This window comes from Shinella sp. OV683, from assembly GCF_057787725.1.
In genome coordinates this window covers 2,413,947-2,435,772 of sequence record NZ_CM173543.1, presented here as the reverse complement: position 1 = coordinate 2,435,772, position 21,826 = coordinate 2,413,947, and the positions used below count along the sequence as shown (strand labels likewise).

Annotated in this window: 15 protein-coding genes; 5 read left to right on the top strand and 10 right to left on the bottom strand. The window is 60.8% G+C overall.

Features of this window, described 5'->3' with window-relative positions:
• The first annotated feature begins 1 nt into the window (after position 1).
• The 3 genes from ACXHRN_RS11615 to ACXHRN_RS11605 all read left to right on the top strand — a co-directional run bounded on the left by ACXHRN_RS11615 (position 2) and on the right by ACXHRN_RS11605 (position 6,991).
• A complete protein-coding gene (locus tag ACXHRN_RS11615; RefSeq protein WP_488641468.1) occupies positions 2-391 on the top strand; it encodes a DUF6165 family protein in 390 nt (129 codons plus the stop codon).
• Positions 392-473: 82 nt separating this feature from the next.
• Positions 474-5,486: a tetratricopeptide repeat protein gene (locus ACXHRN_RS11610; protein WP_488641467.1), complete on the top strand. Its 5,013-nt coding sequence runs from the start codon at positions 474-476 to the stop codon at positions 5,484-5,486.
• A complete protein-coding gene (locus ACXHRN_RS11605) occupies positions 5,483-6,991 on the top strand; it encodes a tetratricopeptide repeat protein (RefSeq protein ID WP_488641466.1) in 1,509 nt (502 codons plus the stop codon). The genes ACXHRN_RS11610 and ACXHRN_RS11605 overlap by 4 nt, the downstream gene beginning before the upstream one ends.
• On the opposite strand, the gene ACXHRN_RS11600 is transcribed toward ACXHRN_RS11605, so the two are convergent.
• From ACXHRN_RS11600 to topA, 6 genes are all read right to left on the bottom strand, one after another.
• A complete protein-coding gene (locus ACXHRN_RS11600; RefSeq protein ID WP_488641465.1) occupies positions 6,981-8,174 on the bottom strand; it encodes a glycosyltransferase family 4 protein in 1,194 nt (397 codons plus the stop codon). The two genes, ACXHRN_RS11605 and ACXHRN_RS11600, sit on opposite strands and share 11 nt — an antisense overlap.
• 157 nt (positions 8,175-8,331) lie before the next feature.
• A complete protein-coding gene (gene rpmG, locus ACXHRN_RS11595; RefSeq protein ID WP_003496403.1) occupies positions 8,332-8,499 on the bottom strand; it encodes a 50S ribosomal protein L33 in 168 nt (55 codons plus the stop codon).
• Positions 8,500-8,587: 88 nt separating this feature from the next.
• A complete protein-coding gene (locus ACXHRN_RS11590; RefSeq protein WP_488641464.1) occupies positions 8,588-9,763 on the bottom strand; it encodes an MFS transporter in 1,176 nt (391 codons plus the stop codon).
• Between the two features lie 135 nt (positions 9,764-9,898).
• Entirely contained in the window at positions 9,899-10,342 is a 444-nt protein-coding gene (locus tag ACXHRN_RS11585) for a DUF983 domain-containing protein (protein WP_488641888.1), read from the bottom strand.
• A 52-nt stretch (positions 10,343-10,394) separates the two neighbouring features.
• On the bottom strand, positions 10,395-12,731 hold the full coding sequence (gene rnr / locus ACXHRN_RS11580) for a ribonuclease R (RefSeq protein ID WP_488641463.1): 2,337 nt from the start codon (positions 12,729-12,731) through the stop codon (positions 10,395-10,397).
• A 5-nt stretch (positions 12,732-12,736) separates the two neighbouring features.
• Complete coding sequence (topA, locus tag ACXHRN_RS11575) at positions 12,737-15,412, bottom strand: type I DNA topoisomerase (RefSeq protein ID WP_488641462.1); 2,676 nt, start codon at positions 15,410-15,412, stop codon at positions 12,737-12,739.
• Between the two features lie 388 nt (positions 15,413-15,800).
• Here topA and ACXHRN_RS11570 point away from each other — a divergent pair, with 388 nt between their 5' ends.
• Positions 15,801-15,944 (top strand): hypothetical protein, encoded by a 144-nt coding sequence (locus ACXHRN_RS11570; protein WP_488641461.1) that lies wholly within the window; start codon positions 15,801-15,803, stop codon positions 15,942-15,944.
• Here ACXHRN_RS11570 and dprA read toward each other — a convergent pair.
• The 4 genes from dprA to ACXHRN_RS11550 are packed head-to-tail and all read right to left on the bottom strand — an operon-like array spanning position 15,927 to position 19,948.
• Entirely contained in the window at positions 15,927-17,075 is a 1,149-nt protein-coding gene (gene dprA / locus ACXHRN_RS11565; protein ID WP_488641460.1) for a DNA-processing protein DprA, read from the bottom strand. The two genes, ACXHRN_RS11570 and dprA, sit on opposite strands and share 18 nt — an antisense overlap.
• Before the next feature lie 6 nt (positions 17,076-17,081).
• Positions 17,082-17,699 carry a glycerol-3-phosphate 1-O-acyltransferase PlsY gene (plsY, locus tag ACXHRN_RS11560; protein WP_488641459.1) on the bottom strand — a complete coding sequence of 206 codons (618 nt, stop codon included), beginning with the start codon at positions 17,697-17,699 and terminating at the stop codon, positions 17,082-17,084.
• Positions 17,700-17,720: 21 nt separating this feature from the next.
• A complete protein-coding gene (locus ACXHRN_RS11555; RefSeq protein ID WP_488641458.1) occupies positions 17,721-19,010 on the bottom strand; it encodes a dihydroorotase in 1,290 nt (429 codons plus the stop codon).
• Complete coding sequence (locus ACXHRN_RS11550) at positions 19,007-19,948, bottom strand: aspartate carbamoyltransferase catalytic subunit (protein ID WP_488641457.1); 942 nt, start codon at positions 19,946-19,948, stop codon at positions 19,007-19,009. The genes ACXHRN_RS11555 and ACXHRN_RS11550 overlap by 4 nt, the downstream gene beginning before the upstream one ends.
• Before the next feature lie 225 nt (positions 19,949-20,173).
• Here ACXHRN_RS11550 and ACXHRN_RS11545 point away from each other — a divergent pair, with 225 nt between their 5' ends.
• Positions 20,174-21,823 (top strand): acyl-CoA dehydrogenase family protein, encoded by a 1,650-nt coding sequence (locus tag ACXHRN_RS11545; protein ID WP_488641456.1) that lies wholly within the window; start codon positions 20,174-20,176, stop codon positions 21,821-21,823.
• Positions 21,824-21,826 lie beyond the last annotated feature (3 nt).

The following is a 21,826-nucleotide window of genomic DNA, read 5'->3' as shown; positions in this document are numbered from 1 at the left end:
CATGATTGAGGTGCCCGTTTCCTGGGGCGAGCTGGTGGATAAGATCACCATCCTGCAGATCAAGTCCGACCGGATGAGCGACGAAAAGAAGCTCGTCAATGTGCGCAAGGAGCTTGCGCTGCTGAAGGAAAAGCTCGGCGGCAACGCTGAAAATGGCGACATCATCCGTCTGACGGGCGAGCTCTACGCGGTCAACACCGAACTCTGGGATATAGAGGACGAGATTCGCGACTGCGAGAACGCCGGCAATTTCGGCGAAAAGTTCGTCTCGCTCGCACGCGCCGTCTACATCACCAATGACAAGCGTTCCGAACTCAAGCGCGAGATCAATATGGCGCTCGGATCCGGCTTGATTGAAGAGAAATCATATCAAGTCTACAAGATTCAGTAGCGCTGGATGCAGGCACTGACTTGATTTCTGGCGTCAGACAAGCGTGCCAGAGTGGCGCTGGCAGTGATTAGGAGCAGTTTGGATGGATGATGCGGTCGGCCTGGCAGAGTTTTCGGTGGAGGATTGCCGGAAGCTTCTTAGCGACGGCCACATTGCCGAGGGACTGGGTGCACTTCAAGGGCTGGTGCGAAGCGATCCCGATAATGCCACGATCCACCATTATCTCGCCGTCGCCCTGCATATGAGCGGCCGTTCGGCCGATTCCCTGCCGCATTTCGACCGGGCGATCGCGCTCGATCCCCAGCAGCCATCTATCTATCAGAATCAGGCCATTGCGCTTTTGAACGCCGGCGAAGTCGAGAAATCGCTGGATGCAGCAGAAAAGGCCATCGCGCTTCGACCCGAGAGCATCGGCGGCTATGTCAATCTGGCTCTCGCCCGGATCCGGCTGAAGGACTATGACGCAGCCTCCAGGATCATCGATCGGGGGCTTGCCATTGCGCCGGATCATCCGGGCCTGCTGACCCAGGCGAGTCATCTGGCAATCGAGATGCAGGACTGGGCCAAGGCGGAACGCTTCGTTGCAGCGGCGCTGGAAGTCGCACCCGCAAGCGTCGATGCGCTCTACAATGCCGGCATGCTTCATCAATACAGGGAACGGGACATTGACGCGCTAAAGGCGTTCGATAAGGTTCTCGCAATTCAGCCTCGACATGAGGCATCTTTTGTTAACAGGGGTGTCTCGCTCAGAAATCTCGGGCGTGCGGACGAAGCGCTGCGCCATTTCGCAAGTGGCCTCAGCCTCTGGCCGGACTGGGACGTGCTGAAATACAATATCGCCATCACGCGGCTTTATCTCAAGCAATGGCCGGAAGCGTGGGTGGATTATGAACTGCGTTCCTCGGTAGCCGGTTCGCTCGACAAGACGACACGCCCAACCACACCGCTGTGGGATGGAAGCGACCTCGACGAAGGCACGCTGCTGATTGTTCACGAGCAGGGATTTGGTGACACTTTCCAGTTCATCCGCTTCATCTTCGCGACTGTGGGCAAGGCGGAGAAGGTTATCTTCCTCTGCCAGAAGCGGCTCTATAACCTGCTGTCGCGACTGGATATTTTCCAGAATGGCAAGGTGCAGCTTGTCGCTGATGATGGCCGACTTCCCGAGCACGACTCTCATATTCCGCTGATGTCTCTGCCGCGCCTGATGCGCCTGACACCGCAAACCGTGCCCGTAGGCGTCTGCAGAATGGATGTCGAACCGGAACGGCTGCAACGCTGGAAAGCTTTTGGCACACCGGCCATCGCAGACCGGTCCATGCGCATCGGCATCGCCTGGCAGGGTAACCCGAATGCATCGGTCGATCGCGGCCGCTCCATTCCGCTCGCAGAATTCGCGCCGCTCGCGAAGCTGGGTGACAAGGCCAGCCTGATTTCGCTACAGAGGTTTTTCGGTCTCGACCAGAACGCGCCGGCCGATCTCGACATCCTGTCGCCGGATGGTGATTTCGATGCCGGCGACGAAGCGTTCGTCGATACGGCAGCGATGATGATGACGCTCGATTTGGTCATCACGTCGGACACCGCAACCGCCCACCTTGCAGGTCTTCTCGGCCGGCCCGTCTGGCTGATCCTCAAGCATGTGCCGGACTGGCGCTGGGGCGGCGAGGGGTTGTTGACCGAATGGTACCCGACCATGCGGCTTTATCGTCAGAAGAGTCCCGGCGACTGGCAGGGTTGCTTTGAGCAACTGGCCGACGGCCTCGACCGCTTGATTCCAGGTAACGCACCGGCACAAAAGAGTGCCGGTATGTCGGAGGCCATCAGGCTGCACATGCAGGGCCGGTTTCGCGAGGCGCTCGATATCTATCGCATCGAGCATGCTGCCGGGCGCCGCGACCCGCAGCTCCTGAATTTCCTGGCGATGGCCATTCTGGAAGAGGGCAAGCGCGGCAAGCCGGCGGCGGAAGAAGCGCTGCCATTCGCGGCCAGATCGGTGTCGCTCGCTCCCGGCATGGGCGATTACTGGAGCAATTTCGCAGTGCTGCTCGATAGCCTGCCGAGCCGCAGCGACGGCAAGCGGGCGCTTCGTTTCGCGCTGACGGTCAATCCGGAGCATGCACCATCACTGATCTCACTGGCCAAGCGCGAATCTGCCGATGGCAATGCCGAGCAGGCGCTCCAAAGCCTGAAGGGGCTGCTGGCTCGCGAACCCAATTCGGTTTCGGCGCTGTCGGCATTGGCAACGATCTACAACGATCTGAAGCAATATAAGGAATCCGAACGGGCGTTGCGGCAAGCGCTTGAACTCCAGCCGGAGGATTCCAAGCTCTGGGTTCAGTTGGGCGCAGCCCAGTCGGCCAACGAACGCCCATTCGATGCGGCCGATAGCTGGGAGAGGGCGCTGTTCCATGAACCCGGCAACGCCGATGCTTTCAGCAATCTTGGCGTCCATGAGCGAACCCATGGTGCCCTTGGGCTGTCCTGTTATCTGCAGCGCCGGGCCGTAGAGTGCGATCCCAATCACGCCGAAGCCTGGAACAATCTTGGCATCGCCGAACTCGAAGCCACGCATGACCAGGCCTCCATCGGCGCATTCAGCCGCGCTATTGCCGTCCGTCCGGGTTATCCGGATGCACATCTGGCGCTGGGCATGGCGCTGCTCAACGGGGGCGATTTCGCCAACGGCCTGAAGCACTACGAGTGGCGGCTGATGGCTGAAAAGCTCGGCATCACAGCCAATCGCCCGAAGCTGCCGCTTTGGCGCGGCGGCGATCCCAAGGGTAAGTCGTTCCTGTTGATGGCAGAGCAAGGTTTCGGCGACGCCTTCCAGTTTTCGCGCTACGCTACCTGGCTGAAGGAGCACGGGGCAAACAAGGTTTTCATCGGATGCCGTGACAAGATCGCCCATCTGCTCAGGACCATTCCGGGTGTCGATGACGTCTACGGCGAGGGCGCCAAACTGCCGCCCGCCGACGCCCTGATCTACATGATGAGCATGCCTGCGCTGTCCGGCATGCGGCTTGAAACCATCCCCGCTTATGAGAGCTACATGACCGCCGATCCCGCGCGCGTGACGCGCTGGGCGCAATGGCTGGCGGAGAAGCCAGGCTTCCGCGTCGGCGTGGTCTGGCAGGGCAATCCGGACCCCAAGGTCGACAAGGGCCGTTCCTATCCGCTGGCGGCACTGGAACCGCTTGCGAAAATTCCAGGTGTTCGGCTGATCGCCTTGCAGAAGGGCGCCGGCGAAGAGCAGATCGACGCCCTCGATGGCCGTTTCCAGGTGGAGCGTCCGGGCGAAGACTATGACAGCGGCGCCGATGCATTCGCCGATACCGCCGCAATGATGATGAATGTCGATCTCATCGTCACATCGGACACGGCGGTGGCACATCTCGCCGGTGCGCTCGGCCGGCCGTGCTGGGTGGTGTTGAAAGCGCATCCTGAATGGCGCTGGTTGACCGGCCGCTCCGATAGTCCATGGTACCCGATGACGCGCCTTTTCCGTCGCATCAAGGACGAGGTCGAGACTGCGCCGTTCGCCGGAGTTATGGAACGCATGGCAACGGCACTTGAAAAGCTTGCGGTCGGCGACCTTTCACAACGCCATGTCAGTGCGCCGGCTGAGGCCAAGGCGATCCAGGCCTTCGATCCGGTCAAGACCTACAATGGCGCGCTCGACGCACAGCGTAGGAATGATTTCACAACGGCTGCCGATCTCTATGGCCAGGTGCTCGACAACCCATCTCTCCGCGCCAATGCATTGCATATGCTGGGGGTCAGCGCACTGCACCGCGACCGGAATCATCGCGCGGTGGTGCTGTTCCGAGAAGCTGAAAAGGCCGGGCTGAAAACACCCGAATTCCTCAGCAACCACGCAATCAGCCTGCGGCGCACCGGAAGAATCAACGAAGCGATCGCTTACCTCAGGCGCGCGCTCGAGACGAAACCGACCGCCGAGGCACATCTGTCGCTCGGTAACATCTATCGCGACGAATGCCGCTTTCCGGAATCCTTCGAGAACTATCAGGCAGCTCTGAAGATCAATCCGCAAATGCCCAAGGCCCATCGTGGCATGGGCAACCTGATGCGCGACATGCACCGGCCGCAAGAGGCGCTCGCCGCCTTCGAGCGCGCGCGGGCGATTGATCCCAATGACGCCGATCTGGTGCTCGACCACGCCCATGCCAAATTTTACGACGGCGACTATGTCGGTGGCTTCAAGGACTACGAGGCCCGCTGGAAGAGCAAGGAAATGAAGCCGCGCATCTTCCCGGTTCCGCGCTGGGATGGCAGTCTGGTTCCCGACAAGACGCTGCTGGTGCATGGCGAGCAGGGTTTTGGCGACAACATCCAGTTTGTCCGTTTCGTCGGCGAGGCGGCCAGGCGAGCGGGAACCACCATTCTCGAGGTGCGCGCACCGCTGATCAGCCTGTTCAAGACACTTGATTTCGGCACGCCCGTCGAGATCGTCGAGCAGGGACGTTTTTCGGGTATCTTCGATCTTGAAGTGCCAATGCTGAGCCTGCCCGCAGCCTTCGGCACCACAATCGACATGGTGCCACCGGTGGCCGAGTTCCACATCGACCCTGAGCGCGTGGCCTTTTGGAAGGCGAAGTTCAACGGACCCGGCCTGAAGGTGGGTATGATCTGGCAGGGCAATCCCAAGGCGCGCGCCGACCAAGGGCGCTCCCCGCCGCTTTCTGCCCTTGAACCACTGTTCAGCGTGCCCGATGTCACCTTTGTCAGCTTACAGAAGGCCGATGGCTTGCAGCAGATCGCCGAATCTTCACTCGCCAACCGCATGATCGTGCCAGGTGCCGAGCTCGGCGATTTCAACGAGACGGCAGCTGCCGTCCTGGCGCTTGACCTGGTGATTTCGTCCTGCACCGCGACGCTGCATTTGGCGGCAACGCTTGGTGTGCCAACCTATGGCATGCTGAAATATCATGCTGACTGGCGCTGGCTGCATGAGCGCGATGATAGCCCCTGGTACCCGTCCGTCAGACTTTTCAGGCAGACTCAGGTCCATGACTGGGCAACAGTCGTCACGCCGCTCAAGGCCGCGCTCGAAGCGAAGGCATTGCAATCGTGACCAAGGCAGATATCGGCGAGCCGATGGCGCGGGCAACCGAATTGCATCGGGGTGGACAATTCGAGGCGGCGATGGCGATCTATCGTGAGGTCATCGCCGATCATCCCGACGAGATAGATCCGCAGATCCTCTTAGCTTCGGCTCTACGATCGGTCGGAAACCTCGATGAGGCCGTGACACTCTATGATCGCGTCGCCGAGACGAAGCCGCCACGTGCCGAGTTCTGGTTCAACCGCGGCAATGCGCTCAACGATGCCGGGCGGCATGCCGATGCAATTGCCTCCTACAGAACGTCGCTTTCTATCGATTCCACCAACGCGTCGGTGTTTGCCAATCTGGCGATCGCAGAGGCAAAGGTCGGCGACGTCGAGGCAGCGATCGCCAGCTATCGCAACGCGCTGGCCCTTGATCCCCAGCACAAGATTGCCGCGCACAATCTCGGCAATGTGCTTTCGGAGCGCGGCCAGTCCGACGAGGCGGTAGAGCTCCTGCGCCGGACCGTTGCCAATTGGCCTGATCTGCCAGAAGGCCACTACAATCTCGGCCTGCTGCTGCTCAGGCTCGGCGACTACGCCAACGGCTTTAGAGAATATGAGTGGCGCTGGGATACGGCCGATTTTTTCAGCAAACCAAACTATCGTGACATTCCGGTCTGGAACGGCCAGTCGCTCAAGGGCCGCAAGCTCATCGTGCATGGCGAGCAGGGACTTGGCGACACAATCCAGTTCTCCAAGGTCCTCGGCCTCCTCCGCACGCTTTGCGACGACGTCGTGTTCCATGTACCGGAAAAGCTGGAACGGCTACTGAAGAGCCTGCCTTACGATATCACGGTCACGGGTGCCCATGGCGCGGCAGCTGCCGATTTCCAGCTGCCGTTGTTGAGTCTCATGCACCGGCTGAAACTGACGCTCGGCTCCGTCCCCAATCAGCCGTCATTCCTCGCTGCAGAACCGCAACGTGCCGAAGATTGGCGCGGAAGACTTGCTCTGGGTTCGGGCCGGAAGACGATTGGCTTCGTCTGGCAGGGCAATCCCAATTCGCCAGCCGAGCGTGGTCGCAGCCTGGCATCCGCCGAGATGCTAAAACCATTTTCAGACATCGAGGGAGTTCGGCTGATCGCGCTCCAAAAGCTGCCATTGGATGCGCTGGAAGCGGCCGACACGCCATCCGGCTGGAAGGTGAGGGGCCTTTCCTTCGCGATGGAGCATCCCGGCCCGGATGCCGACACCGGTGCGGACGCGTTCATCGACACCGCAGCCATTATGGCCGGACTCGATCTCATCGTCTCGGTCTGTACCGCGCCGCTGCATCTCGCAGGCGCCCTTGGACGACCAACGATTGCCCTTCTGCGCATCGTGCCGGACTGGCGCTGGACGATGGAGCGAGAGGATACGCCCTGGTATCCCGCAATGCGGCTGGTTCGCCAGCAGCCGGGCGAGGCGACCTACAGTGAGGCGATTGCCCGCGCGGTCGAAGTGGCGCGGGCTCGTCTTCTCAGCGCGTGATGGTCTTGATGATCTGCCGCATCTGGTCTGCCGTGCGCGACCAGGTGTAGCCGGCGAGCTTGGCCGCCCCGCGTTCGCCACGGCGGCGCGCATTATTGTGATCGCGGAAGGCACGCTCCAGCTTGTCTTCGATTTCATCGACGCTGCTTTCGCCCCAGCCCGGCACATCGCCGACGCCAGCGCCATCACCGGCTACGCTGCGCTGCTGTTCCAACGCATAGCAATTGTCGCCGTCGATCAGATCCGTATGGCCGGTATTGGCCGACAGAATCACCGGGATACCGCAGGCCATCGCTTCCATGGCAACCAGGTTCGTGCCGCCTTCCGAGCGGTTCGGAAACAGTGCCACGTCCATCTCGCGCAGAATCGGCGGCATCAGCGCATTCGGCACCGAACCGAGATCAAGGAACTGGTTGGGCTCCAGGCCATTTTCCTTGGCCCAGGCGCTGAGATCCGGCGTGCCCTTGTCGCTGAACGGAATCGGTGCTGCCTTGCCGGACATGTCGAGGCTCTTGGCGAGCTTCGGCCAGGGGCTGTGCCACGCAGTGACCAGCATCGCCTCCGGATGACGCTTGGCGAAGCGCGCAAATGCAGCCATCACCAGATCTTGCCCCTTGCGCAATTCGAGCTTGCCGCCGGAAAACACCTTGAAGCGATCCGACAGGATGCCTTGGCGCGGGGCAGGGTGGAAGAGTGCGGGATCGATACCCTGGATGACGGTCGTGACGTTATTGACGCCATGAGCCCGCAGGATCTGTTCGTTCCAGGTCGAACCACAGACGATCAGCGGGAATTTCCGGGCGCGCTCCAGCGTTTCCTCTGAAAGCTGTGGTATTTCGAAGAACACCACTCCAATCGACGGTGCGCCGCTCAGCTCGGTGTTGAAGGGCCCCTTACTGGTTCCGAAGTCGTTGCCGAGAGCCACCAAAACCGGCGCCTCGATCGACACGCCGCGCCCTTCGCGCTCCTTGAGCTGCGCGGCGAACTGGCGTGATTGCTGCTCGAAAGGCCTGAGCGACACACGCCTGAGGGGGTCGATAACGATCTGGTCCTGTGACAGCGGAAACGATGTCCGGGCATCCAGCCCGCTGTCGCCCGCCCAGTTGAGCGCGAGGTTCAGGCCATAGATGCCCCAACCAAAAAAGCTGGAAATGCCCCAGTGAATGACAACCGGCTGCCTCATAATGCCCCCATGCGACGCGAATCTGTTGCCGAGACTTTATTCGAGACACAACTGCTTTGCGCGCAAAACCTGACGCAAAAGGTGCGATTTCCAAACGAAAAAAGCGCGTCAACCCGGTGGTTGCGCGCTCGATCCGTGAAGACCTGAAAATCAAGAATTACTTGATCTTGGTTTCCTTGAACTCGACATGCTTGCGCACGACCGGGTCATACTTGGTCTTGGTCATCTTGTCCGTAAACGTACGGCTGTTCTTCGTGGTGACATAGAATGTGCCCGTGTCAGCCGTCGAAAGAAGCTTGATCTTGATCGTGGTCGCTTTCGCCATGGTCGTCCTGCCTTTAAAAAATCATCGCCGTGGAATCTTTTGCTCCACGGCGAAATCTGGGCGGAAACTACGCATTGAGCGCCAAAAGTCAAGTCCGCCGCGGGTGAAAAATCAACCGGTAGATCGCAAACAGCACGAAGACGCCAAAGAAGGCGGTTAGCACCCAGGCAAAACCTTCCGGTCCATCGATGTCCATGCCGGCGCCGATGGCGGCAGGCCCCGCAATTGTGCCGATTGCATAGAAGAAGATGAAGGCTGCGTTGGCCGCCGCAAGATCCGCACCGCTGAAACGCTGACCGATATGCGAAAGCCCGATCGTATAGAGCCCGGCAACGACGCCGCCCCAGACGAGCAACAGGGAAGCAAGCGCCAACCAGCTGGCGGATGCGTAGGGCAGGAGAATCGCACCGATCAGGCCAAAGATGCCGATGATCGTCAACAGCACGCGGCGATCCTTGATTCGGTCCGAGACCAGCCCAAGCGGTATCTGGAACACCACGCTGCCGATCGCCATGACGGTGAGAAGAGTACTGGCCTGCGCCTCGGTGTAGGCAAGGCGAGTCGCATAGACGGGCAGCAGCGCCAGCCCGCCGGCTTCAACGGCGCCGAACACGAAGACACCCATGATCGCGGTCGGCACCGTGAAGGTGTATTTCAGGAAATGATGTTGCGGCTTTTCGTCGAGATAGGGGCTTTCGCGCCTTGCGAGATAGATCGGGATGGCAGCCAGCAGGATGATGGCACTGCCGATGATGAAGGGTAGCAGCCCTTGCGTGCCGACCAGGCCGAACACGGCGGTGCCTGCGGCAAAGCCCACCGATAGAACAGTGGCATAGATGCCGAGCACCAGCCCGCGCTTGCCGGGCGGCGCGGCAAAATTGATCCAGAATTCCGACAGGATGAACAGCGTGGTGATTGCGCCATGAAAGACGATGCGCAGGGGAAACCACGCCCAGAAATTCTCGATATAGAAAAAGCCGAGCGAACTGATTGCCGCGACCAGTACCGCCCAGATCATTGTCGTCGCGACGCCGAAGCGATGGGCGACCTTGGTGGTGATCGGGGCTGCGATCATGGCGGCGATGCCGGCAGTCGCCGTATTGATGCCGTTCCACGAGGAGGGGATGCCGCGATTTTCGAGGATGAGCGACAGGAGCGGAAGTCCAAGGCCGATAGCAATGCCGACAGCCGAAATGGACGAAATGGCGGCGATCAGCGATGGCCAATGGATGTCTTCGCGTGCGCCGTCGAGCGGATCACTCATGCATTCTCACTTTCAACGTCTATCCCCGGTCCATCGATATATCTCCCACCCGGCGGGCACGGACATATCCCCCGACTTCAGTTAGACGGCTGAGGTGAAGATTTCAAAGGCCTCGCACGACTATTCTCAGAATATTCATGGATTTCCGTTGATTTGCGGAAGCCGGTCTTCAGGTTCCGGCGCGTGCCCCCCAAAACCATGCATACGCAAGGCCCATTGCAGGCCGATGACAGCACCCTTAACGGGCTGGATCAGCGCCATGGTCAGGATCAGCGTCAGCGGAACCCAGATGGCGAGATGGGCCCAGTTTGGCATGATCCAGACGAGATCGGTCATCATGAAGCCGCCAAGCACGATATGGCCGACGAGGACGATGACCAGATAGGCCGGCAGGTCGTCGGCACGGTGATGGGACAGATCCTCATCACAGACAGCACAGTGATCGACGGATTTGAGGAAGGATTTGAACAGCCGCCCTGTGCCACAAGCCGGGCATGTGCAAAACAGGCCGCGCTTCATGGAAAGCACAACATCGCGCTTTTCCGCTTGGGCCGGCACCGGCTTGGCATTGGTCCACATTTGAGCGGTCTGTTGATCGCTAGGCATCGCATGCTCCTTTCGAGGAGGCAGCTCAGCGGCGTCCGCGCGGCGGCCTCGTACCCGGCTTTTTGCGCACCGGTTCGCGTCCGCGCTTGGCGGATTTATGGAAGGAACGCACTGCCGTCGGCATCTGGCGCCCCTCGCTCAGGATCTCGAAACGCAACGCACCCGCAAGCGGGGCGGCTTCCACCAGTTTTACCCGAACGCTGTCGCCAAGGCGATAGCCGAGGCCGCTGCGTTCACCCGCAATCGACTGATGCGCTTCGTCGTAGATATAGTAGTCGTTACCGATGGTAGATATGGGAACGAACCCGTCTGCGCCATAGGCAGGCAGTGAGACAAATAGTCCCGATCTGGTCACGCCATTGATGCGACCGTCGAATTCTTCGCCGATACGGCCCACAAGGTGGTGCGCGATCAGGCGATCGACCGTTTCGCGCTCGGCCGCCATGGCTCTCCGCTCGAAGGTCGAAATCTCGGCGGCGATGTCGTCGAGTTGGCCTTCTTCCTCCATCGTCAGCCCGCCGGCGCCCAGCCCGAGCGACCCGACCACGGCCCGATGCACGATCAGGTCGGCATACCTGCGGATCGGCGAGGTGAAATGCGCATATTTGAAGAGGTTGAGGCCAAAATGGCCGATATTTTCCGGGCTGTAGATTGCCTGGCTCTGTGAGCGCAGCACCATCTCGTTGACCATGATCTGGTAAGGCTTGCCGTCGACCTTTTCGAGGATCTGGTTGAAATGGTTCGAACGCAGGTTTCCGTGCGCCAGCGACATGTCGAGGGTTGCGAGGAATTGTCGCAACGTCTCCTGCTTGGCCATTGAGGGCGCATCGTGGATGCGGTAGACCAGTGCCTGCTTCTTGTTTTCGAGTGTTTCGGCGGCGGCGACATTCGCCTGGATCATCATTTCTTCGATCAGCTTATGCGCATCGAGCCGATCCGGCACGATGACACGATCGACCTTGCCCTCGGCGTTCAAGAGAATCTTGCGCTCGGGCATATCGAGTTCGAGTGGCTGGCGGCGACCGCGGCCGGTCTTCAGGATCTTGTAGGCATCCCAGAGCGGCTTGAGGATCGGATCGAGCAGCGGCCCGGTCTGGTCGTCCGGCGCGCCATCGATGGCTGCCTGTGCCTGCTGGTAGGATAGCTTGGCGGCACTCTTCATCATGATGCGATGGAAGGTGTGTGAGGCCTTGCGGCCTTCCTTGGAGAACACCATGCGCACGGCGAGCGCCGGCCGATCGACATTTTCCTTGAGCGAGCAGAGCTCATTGGAAATCCGTTCCGGCAGCATCGGCACGACGCGATCCGGAAAATAGACGGAGTTGCCGCGCCGCAGCGCCTCGCGGTCCAGGGAAGAGTTTGGCCGCACATACCAGGAGACGTCGGCGATGGCGACGACGACGATAACGCCGCCGGGATTGTCAGGCGATGCATCCGGTTCGGCATAAACTGCGTCGTCGTGGTCCTTGGCGTCGGCCGGATCGATGGTGATCAGCGGCAGCTTGCGCCAATCCTCGCGGTTCTGCATGTCGGCAGGGCCGGCAGCATCGGCTTCGCGCAACACGGAATCGGGGAAGATGTAGGGGATGCCGTGTGCATGGATCGCGATCATCGAGATCGCTTTCTCCGTCGCGACCGAGCCGACGACTGACAGCACCTTGGCGCGCGGCAGTCCGAAACGGCCGGTGCGCGCCGATTCGATCTCGACGAGGTCGCCGTCCTTGGCGCCGCCGACGAATTCGGGATCGACATCCAGCTCGTTGCCGCGCTTGTCGATCGGCATGATGCGGCCCTTGCCGTCATCCATCGACCGGAAGACGCCAAGGCCGGCATTCTTCCGCTTGTCGATGACCTTGATGACACGGGCTGTGTAAGCCGGGCCACCACGTTCCTTGTTCGGAAAAATCTTGGCGACAATCCGGTCACCAATGCCGACGACCGGCGCCTTGGTCTTGGACCGATCGCTCCCGCTGGACTGGCGAACGAGAACCGCAGGCGCCACGCCGCCATCCTCTGGCCATTCGGCGGGGCGGGCGATCAGTTCGCCACCCACGTCACGCATGGTGATGTCGAGCACCGTGACGGGCGGCAGTGCGCCGGGCCGCATCAGCGACTTGCGGCTTTTCTCCAGCAACCCGTCTTCCTCAAGTGAGCGCAACGCGCCCTTGAGTTCGATGCGTGTGTCGCCCTTGAGGCCGAATGCCTTGGCAATCTCGCGCTTGGAGGCGCGGTCAGGATTGTCCTGGATGAACTCGAGCAGCACTTCGCGCGGCGGCACTACACCCTGGATAATGCCTGCCGGCTTGCCGGCGGGTTTCTTCGCCGGCGTTCTCTTGTCGTTCGATTTGGGTGGTCTTGCCACTGAAATCAGGCCTTTTTGGTTTTGGCGCTCGCTTTGGGCTTGGCTGCAGCTTTTGGCTTTGCGGCTGTCTTCGGCTTTGCGGCCTTCTTCTCGTCGGTCTTCGCCGTGCTTGCGGCAGCCTTTTTCTTGGGCGCCGCCTTCTTGGTCGAAGGTGCCTTGGCAGCGCGCTCGGTGATCAGGCCAATCGCTTCTTCCATCGTCACCGACTGGGGATCCTTGCCCTTGGGCAGCGTCGCATTGACCTTTTCCCAATTGACATAGGGTCCGTACTTGCCGTCGCGCACGGTGATCTTGCCGCCATCCGGATGGTCGCCAAGCTCCTTGAGCGCGGCAGGTGCCGAGCGCGTGCCGCGGCCGCCGCCATTGGCGCGCTTTTCCGCGTGTTCGGCAATGGCCACCACAGCGCGGTTGAGGCCGATCGAGAAGACATCCTCGACGGTTTCCAGATTGGCGTAGCCGCCATCATGCAGCAGGAACGGCCCGTAGCGACCGATACCCGCCGAGATCATCTTGCCGGATTCGGGATGCTGGCCGATATCGCGCGGCAGGTTCAGCAGCGCCAGCGCCTTTTCATGATCCATCTTCTCAGGCGGCCAGCCCTTTGGCAGGCTGGCGCGCTTGGCTTCCTTGCCGTCGCCACGCTGGACATAAGGCCCGAACCGACCCGAACGCAGCGAGATGTCCTCGCCGGTCATCGGATCGGAGCCGAACGAAACAGTTTCCGCCATCGCCGCTTCGCCATCGGCATTGTCCGCCGAAAGCTGGCGGGTGAAGTTACAATCCGGATAGTTCGAACAGCCGATGAAGGCGCCATACTTGCCGAGCTTCAGCGACAGCTTGCCCGTACCGCAGGTCTGGCAGACGCGCGGATCGCTGCCGTCGGTGCGTGGCGGAAAGAGAAGGGGCGCCAGTGCCTCGTTCATCGAATCGATGACGTCGCTGACCCGAAGTTCCTTCGTCTGTTCGATCTGCGAGAAGAAGTCCTTCCAGAAGTCGCGCAGCACATCCTTCCAATTGAGATCGCCAGCCGAGATGCTGTCCAGCTTCTCCTCGAGAGATGCGGTGAAATCATATTCGACGTACTTCGTGAAGAAGCTCTCGAGAAACGCCGTAACGATCCGGCCCTTCGAGTCGGGGATCAGCTTGCGCTTGTCGATCGCCACGTAGCCACGGTCGCGCAATGTCGCGAGCGTCGAGGCGTAGGTGGACGGCCGACCGATACCCAGCTCTTCCATCTTTTTGATCAGCGTGGCTTCGGAATAGCGCGGCGGCGGTTCGGTGAAATGCTGCGAGGCGTCGATCTTTTCCTTGGCGAGCGCTTCCTGGGCACGGATTTCGGGCAAGCGGCCATCCTCGTCCTCGCCGGACGTGTCTTCGATTTCCTCGCGCTGATCGGTATAGGCAGCGATGAAGCCGTCAAACTTGATCACCGAGCCAACGGCGCGCAGGCCGGCAACGCGGTCCTGGTTTTTCGCTTCGATCTCGACCGTTGTGCGTTCGATATCGGCGCTGGCCATCTGGCTGGCAATGCCGCGCTTCCACACCAGATCATAAAGACGGAACTGGTCGGCATCGAGGAACTTGCGCACGCTTTCCGGCGTGCGGGTAAAATCGGTCGGACGAATGGCTTCGTGCGCTTCCTGGGCGTTCTTGGCCTTGGTCTGATAGAGGCGCGCCTTGTCGGGGACGTAGCGGGCGCCAAACTGGTCGCCGATGGCGCTACGCGCAGCATCGATCGCTTCGGGCGCCATCTGCACGCCGTCGGTACGCATATAGGTAATGAGACCGGTGACTTCGCCGCCGATGTCGAAACCTTCATAGAGCTTCTGGGCGACCTGCATGGTGCGGGACGCCGAGAACCCGAGGCGCGAAGACGCAGCCTGCTGCAAGGTCGACGTCGTGAACGGCGGGGAGGGATTGCGCTTGACCGGCTTGGCTTCGACGCTCTCGACGCGGTAGGCTGCACCTTCCAGCATGCTCTTCAGATCGGTTGCCTGCACGCCATTTGTAACACCCCTGGCCTGCATGCGCTTGCCGTCGGCGCTGACGAGGCGAGCCTCGAACGTGTCGCCGCGCGGCGTCTTGAGCAGCGCTGAGATATTCCAGTATTCCTCGGCAACGAAACGCTCGATCTCGAGTTCGCGGTCACAGACGAGGCGAAGCGCCACAGACTGGACGCGCCCAGCCGAACGGGCACCGGGCAGCTTGCGCCACAGCACGGGAGAAAGATTGAAGCCCACGAGATAGTCCAGCGCACGACGGGCGAGATAGGCATCGACCAGCGGACCGTCGATATCGCGGGGCTCGGCCATCGCATCGAGCACGGCCTTCTTGGTGATGGCGTTGAAGACGACGCGCTTGACGGGCTTGTCGCCGATCACCTTCTTCTTCTTGAGAACGTCCAGCACATGCCACGAGATCGCTTCACCTTCGCGATCCGGGTCGGTTGCGAGGATCAGGCCATCGGACTTCTTGACCGCCTCGGCAATCTCGCTGAGGCGCTTGGCGGAAGCGGCATCCACTTCCCATGACATCTTGAAATCTTCATCGGGAAGAACCGATCCATCCTTCGCCGGCAGGTCTCGCACGTGACCGAAAGAGGCAAGGACCTTGTAGCCCGGCCCGAGATACTTGTTGATTGTCTTGGCCTTTGCAGGCGATTCCACCACCACTACATTCATATCTGTTTCCGTCAGATGGCTTGCCGCCCGCCGCGCACCTTGCGCAGACGCTGGGCCGCATTCAGTGCCCATCGGTGCTCACATTGCATCCATCAATGGCGCGCTTATAGCCTTCACCAATGCCGCAATGCAATGAGCAGGTCTGGACATTCCCTGAATTCTCACCATTCCCAGTGGTAAATAGCGCTGTCCAGTCAAATTGCAACGCGATACAACCTATGTGAGAATACAATTGTGTTGCAATTAAAGATAATTAATGTATCGTGAGTCACGTGTAAAATGTGACGCACGCAAAACACAACCATTAATAGAGATCGATTCTACGATGATTGCAAGAGCGGAATCCCGTGGCCAAATTTCGACGGCATCCATGGAGCGGATTTCATATGTGAAGCAGATGCTTGCGGAGCTTTCACAGGTTGCCCGCGCTGAACGCGCCGATCTGCTGGCCTATCTCCTGGAGATGGCCTTTACCGAAGCCGCCGACCTGCTATCCGGCACGGCGCCGATGAATTCAAGACATGTCAATTGACACCAAGCCGCCGGGATGGCGATGAAGCCGTCCGGCGATATCGAGTTCCAGCAACACCAGATAGACCGTTTGCGCCGAGGCGCCCGTGTGACGGATGATCTCGTCAATTTCGACCGGAGTCGGACCAAGCGAGTCCGTGATCCGACCGCGCTCGCTATCGGTCGGCGGCAATCCCATCGGTCGGTCGCCCTCCATCTGCGGCTCGCGGATTTCCGGGTTCGAGAACAGATCGAGCCGGCTGACCGGCGCCATCGCATCGATCACGTCGCGTGGTTCGGTAACAATCTGTGCGCCATCCTTCAACAGGCCATTGGTGCCGTGGCAGCGAGGATCAAGCGGCGAGCCGGGCACTGCAAACACCTGCCGCCCAAAATCTGCGGCATAGCGTGCCGTGATCAGCGAGCCCGAGCGCGATGCGGCCTCGATGACCACCAGCCCCAGCCCAATGCCGGCGATGATGCGGTTGCGGCGCGGAAAATCGCGGGCGCGAGGCTCCCAGCCAAACGGCATCTCCGAGACAGCCAGTCCGCCGCCGCCGATAATCTCATCGAGCAGGTCTTTGTTCTCAGGCGGGTAGGGCTGGTCTAGCCCACCGGCGAAAATGGCGATCGTGCCGGTTTCGAGACTTGCCCTGTGGGCTGCTGTGTCGATGCCGCGCGCCAGTCCGGATACGACGGAATAGCCGGCACGGCCGATATCGCGGGCCAGCATCGCGGTGAATTTGGCGCCCGAGATCGAACAGTTCCGGGAGCCGACCATCCCAATCGATGGTTGTGTGCAGATCTTGGTGTTGCCCTTCACGGCAATCAGCGGCGGAGCACCTTCAATCTGCTTCAGGGCAGCCGGGTAATCCGGTTCGCCAATGCCAACAAATCGCGCCCCCTGGCGTTTGGCAAACGCCAGCTCGGCCTCAGCCTCCTCGCGCGCTGCCACGCGGATCACCCGCGTCGAGCCGCCGCGCATGGAAAGTTCGGGCAGCGCTTCGAGCGCTGTCTCGGCAGAACCGAAATGATTGATGAGATCGCGGAAGGTGACCGGGCCGACGTTGTCGGAGCGGATCAAGCGGAGCCAGGCAACCCGTTGCCTGTCGGTGAGCGCAATGCCTTTCGAACCTGCGCTCACTGCATCCATGCCGGCCTATCCCTTATTGCCTATCTTGCTTTCGGCGCCGGAAAGCAGCCGCTCGATATTCGGCCGGTGCTTGATCCAGATGATCACCGACATGATTGTCGCCACAGCAGCCACTTTCGGATCGGCAATTAACCAGAGTATGGCGGGGATCACGACGGACGCAACCAGTGCGGATAGCGAAGAGTAGCGAGAGAGGGCCGCGGTTGCAATCCAGGCCGCAAGAAAAAGCAGGCCCATCCGCCAGTCCAACCCGAACATCACGCCGATATAGGTCGCGACGCCCTTGCCGCCCTTGAAACTGAGCCAAACAGGGAAGATATGGCCGAGGAAGGCGAAGAAACCGGCGATCACGCCTGCTTCAATACCAAGAAAATGTGTGGCGAGCAGTGCTGGCACGGTGCCTTTGAGGGCATCAAGCACCAGCGTCGCGGCGGCAAGGCCCTTGTTACCGGTGCGTAGCACATTGGTCGCGCCGATATTGCCCGAACCGATGGAACGGACGTCACCGAGCCCCGCCATGCGGGTGAGGATCAGCCCGAAGGGGACAGAACCGGAGAGATAGCCGGCGATGGCGCAGACGATCGCGGGAAAGGCCGCGATGTTCCAGATTGTCAGTGCTTCCATTTATTGTCCCCCGCAAATCTATTACAACGAAAACACCATTTTGCCACCCACATATGTCGCCACAGCCCGACCCGAGAACCTTGCATCCTCGAACGGCGTGTTCTTCGAGCGCGACAGCAACTGGTCCTTGGCGCAGATCCATGGCTCTTCGAGATCGATCAAGGTGATATCAGCCGACACGCCGGGCTTCAGGGTGCCGCCGGGCAGGCCGAAGATGCGGGCAGGGGCTGTCGACATCGCATCGATCAGCCGCATCAGGCTGACCGAACCGTCATGATGGAGGCGCAATGCGGCCGCCAGCATGGTTTCGAGGCCGACTGCGCCATTGGCGGCTTCGCCGAACGGCAGCCGCTTGGTGTCGACATCCTGCGGATCGTGCGATGAGACGATGATGTCGATCTCCCCCTTGTTCAGCGCCTCGACCATGGCAACGCGATCGTCCTCGGCGCGAAGTGGCGGATAGAGCTTGAAGAAGGTACGGTATTCGCCGATATCGTTCTCGTTGAGCGCGAGATTGTTGATCGAAATACCCGAGGTCACCTTCGCGCCGCGCTTCTTAGCGGTGGCGACGGCCTCGACCGATCCCGGCACCGAAATCTGGGCGGCGTGATAGCGGCCCTGGGTCAGCGCCGCGATGCGGAGGTCGCGTTCAAGCGGAATGACTTCGGCCTCGCGCGGAATGCCGGACAGGCCGAGCCAGGAGGCAAGCAACCCCTCGTTCATGACGCCTTCAGCACCAAGATATTTATCGCGCGATTCCAGCGAAATCACTGCGCCGAATTCCCGCGCATAGGTCAGCGCGCGGCGCAGGACCTGCGTATTATGGATGGCATTGCGGCCGTTGGTGAAGGCTACGGCCCCCGCATCCCGGAGCAGGCCGATCTCGGTCATCTCGTCGCCGGACAGTCCCTTGGTGAGCGCTGCGGCGGGGTAGATATTGACCGGTGAGGCATCGCGCGCGTTCTTGCGGACGAATTCGACCAGAGCGATATCGTCGATCACGGGATCGGTGTCGGGCATCATGATGAAGGACGTGATGCCGCCGGCCGCCGCTGCCTTGCCAGCCGAAGCAATGGTCTCGCGATGCTCGCCACCCGGCTCACCGGTGAAAACACGCGCGTCGATCAGGCCAGGAACCGCCACGAGACCCTTGCAATCGCGAACTATAGCACCTGCCGGTGCGCCCTGGTTCAGTGCATCCTTGCCCGCGGCCTCGATCTTGCCACCCCGGACGACGATCGTGCCGACTTCATCGAGATTGCGCGAGGGGTCGATGATCCGGACGTTCTTGAGAACGGTGGTGTCGCTCATACCCGCTCTCCCTGGTTCTGGTTGATCAGCAGCGCTTCCATGACGGCCATGCGCACCGCGACCCCCATCTCGACCTGCTCGCCGATCACGCTTTGCGGACCGTCAGCAATCTCCGAGGCAATCTCAACACCACGGTTCATCGGACCGGGATGCATGACCAGCGCATCGTCTTTCGCAGCTTTCAGCTTTTCCGCATCGAGGCCGAAATAGTGGAAATATTCGCGCACCGACGGCACAAAGGCGCCCGACATCCGTTCGCGTTGCAGCCGCAGCATCATCACGACGTCGGCGCCCTTCAGCCCTTCCTTCATGTCGTGGAAGACCTCGGCGCCCATCTCGGCAATACCGGACGGCAGCAGCGTCGCCGGCGCCACGACCCGTACCCGGGCGCCCATGGCGTTCAGCAGGAGAATGTTCGATCGGGCGACGCGCGAATGCAGCACGTCGCCGCAGATCGCCACGATGATCCGCGATAGCTTGCCCTTGGCGCGTCGGATGGTCAGCGCGTCGAGCAATGCCTGGGTGGGATGCTCGTGCTGCCCATCGCCGGCATTGACCACTGCGCAGGAGACTTTTTGCGATAGCAGGGCTGCGGCACCGGCTGCAGAATGGCGGATCACCAGCACATCGGGGCGCATGGCATTCAGGGTCATCGCCGTATCGATCAGCGTCTCGCCCTTTTTCACCGACGAATTACCGACCGACATGTTCATCACATCGGCGCCGAGCCTTTTGCCCGCCAGCTCAAAAGACGCCTGGGTGCGTGTCGATGCTTCGAAGAACAGATTGATCTGGGTGAGGCCGCGGAGCGTCGAGGTCTTTTTCTCGCGCTGTCTCGATATCTTGACCGCTTCATCGGCCTTGTCGAGAAGGAAGCCGATATCCTGCTCGGTCAGACCCTTGATCCCGAGCAGATGGCGGTGCGGAAAAAAGACCATGAATGAAGATCCTTCCTGTCATTTCGAGGCTCTATAAGGGGCGACGGGGCAGGGGGCAAGTGCCGGGAGCGCTGAAGTTGTCTCGATCCCCAGCCGACTTGGGCGATGAGGACAGCGAGGGCGACTTGTGAAACCGAAGCGCGCATACTTGTTTTCAACAGGGATTCACGCAACATGTGGCCAAGCTCGCATGCAATTTCGCACGAATCCCGTTAGACGGCCGATATGACCAGCACATCTCTCGATCTTACCCCGGAAGAACTCAACCAGCCCGAACCCTGGAGCGGCATCAACGCCTATCGCTCCGATCCTCTGCTGGTCGACATTTCCTCGCCCTTGGCGCGAAGCCTCCGGGAAGAGTTCGAACTGATCGGCCGCTATGCCACCTCGCATGAGGCGCAGGAACTGGCCCGCATGGCCAATGAGGGAGTACCCAAGCTCAGGACCCATGGGCCACGCGGCGAGCGCCTTGATGTCGTGGATTATCACCCTGCCTATCATGCACTGATGCGCCGCTCGGTTGCCAATGGGCTTTCGTCGTCGATATGGGAAAACAAGCCCGACGAAAAAGGCGTCGCCCATCAGGCGCGCGCCGTCCGCTTTTTCCTGACGGCGCAGCTCGAATGCGGCCATCTCTGCCCGCTCACCATGACCTCGGCATCTGTTGCCGCTCTGCGGTCCAATGAGACGGTGCTCAAGACTTGGTTCGGCAAGATCACTTCGCGGCGCTACGATTCCGCCAACAAGCCGGCACTCGAAAAGGGCGGTTTGACTGTCGGCATGGGCATGACCGAAAAGCAGGGCGGCACCGATGTGCGGGCCAACCGCTCGGTCGCCGAGCCGCTCGGCGATGCAGTCTACCGCCTGACCGGTCACAAGTGGTTCATGTCGGCGCCGATGAGCGATGCTTTCGTCATGCTCGCCAATACCAGCGAGGGTATGGGATGCTTCTTCGTACCGCGATTGCTCGAAGACGGCAGCCGCAATGGACTGCGGTTCCAGCGGCTGAAGGACAAGGTTGGCAATCGCTCCAATGCATCGAGCGAGGTCGAGTTTTCCGACACTTACGGATTCCTGCTTGGACAACCCGACCAGGGCATCCGCACGATCCTGGAAATGGTGACGCTGACACGGCTCGATTGCGCGCTGGCATCGGCCGGGATGATGCGCGCTTCGCTCGCTGAAGTCGTGCATCACATCCGCGGCCGCTCGGTGTTCGGCAAGAACCTCATCGACCAGCCGCTGATGATCCGCGTCGTCGCCGACATGGCGCTCGATATTGCTGCAGCGACCGCGCTTTCCTTCCGCCTCGCCCATGCGTTCGATAATGCCTCCACCAGCCCCGAGGCACAGGCCTACCAACGCATCATGACGCCGGTGATCAAGTACTGGGTGTGCAAGATCGCTCCGGGCCTGATCTACGAAGCCATGGAGTGCCTCGGCGGCAGCGGCTATGTCGAAGAGCGGCCGATGGCACGCCACTACCGTGAAGCGCCGGTCAATGCGATCTGGGAAGGTTCTGGCAATGTCATGGCGCTCGATCTGTTGCGTGTCCTTGCAAAGAATCGCGAACAGTTTGATATCCTGTTTGCCGGCCTCGAACGCGATCTTGGCGCTGCCGGCACCAAGACCGTGGCCGTGCTGCGTGCCGCGCTGCAGCTTTGCGAACGCGATGAAGGCTCGGCACGCTTCCTCTGCGAGCAACTGGCGCTGGCTGCCGGGGCGGCGGAGCTCATTCGCCTGGGCGCGGGCCGGATTGCTGATGCGTTCCTTGAGACCCGGCTCGCAGGTGGCTGGCGTTCGACTTACGGCATGCTCGACTCGCGCTTCGATGCGCGCTTCGTCGTGGATCTGCTCTATCCATCTGAAAAGTGAGAG

Coding starts and splice junctions, on each gene's coding strand:
- ACXHRN_RS11555 (WP_488641458.1), bottom strand. CDS start 19,010: ATGAGCGACACCACCGTTCTCAAGAACGTCCGGATCATCGACCCCTCG.
- topA (WP_488641462.1), bottom strand. CDS start 15,412: ATGAATGTAGTGGTGGTGGAATCGCCTGCAAAGGCCAAGACAATCAAC.
- plsY (WP_488641459.1), bottom strand. CDS start 17,699: ATGGAAGCACTGACAATCTGGAACATCGCGGCCTTTCCCGCGATCGTC.
- ACXHRN_RS11585 (WP_488641888.1), bottom strand. CDS start 10,342: ATGTGGACCAATGCCAAGCCGGTGCCGGCCCAAGCGGAAAAGCGCGAT.
- ACXHRN_RS11545 (WP_488641456.1), top strand. CDS start 20,174: ATGACCAGCACATCTCTCGATCTTACCCCGGAAGAACTCAACCAGCCC.
- ACXHRN_RS11590 (WP_488641464.1), bottom strand. CDS start 9,763: ATGAGTGATCCGCTCGACGGCGCACGCGAAGACATCCATTGGCCATCG.
- ACXHRN_RS11600 (WP_488641465.1), bottom strand. CDS start 8,174: ATGAGGCAGCCGGTTGTCATTCACTGGGGCATTTCCAGCTTTTTTGGT.
- rpmG (WP_003496403.1), bottom strand. CDS start 8,499: ATGGCGAAAGCGACCACGATCAAGATCAAGCTTCTTTCGACGGCTGAC.
- ACXHRN_RS11550 (WP_488641457.1), bottom strand. CDS start 19,948: ATGGTCTTTTTTCCGCACCGCCATCTGCTCGGGATCAAGGGTCTGACC.
- dprA (WP_488641460.1), bottom strand. CDS start 17,075: ATGGATGCAGTGAGCGCAGGTTCGAAAGGCATTGCGCTCACCGACAGG.
- ACXHRN_RS11615 (WP_488641468.1), top strand. CDS start 2: ATGATTGAGGTGCCCGTTTCCTGGGGCGAGCTGGTGGATAAGATCACC.
- ACXHRN_RS11610 (WP_488641467.1), top strand. CDS start 474: ATGGATGATGCGGTCGGCCTGGCAGAGTTTTCGGTGGAGGATTGCCGG.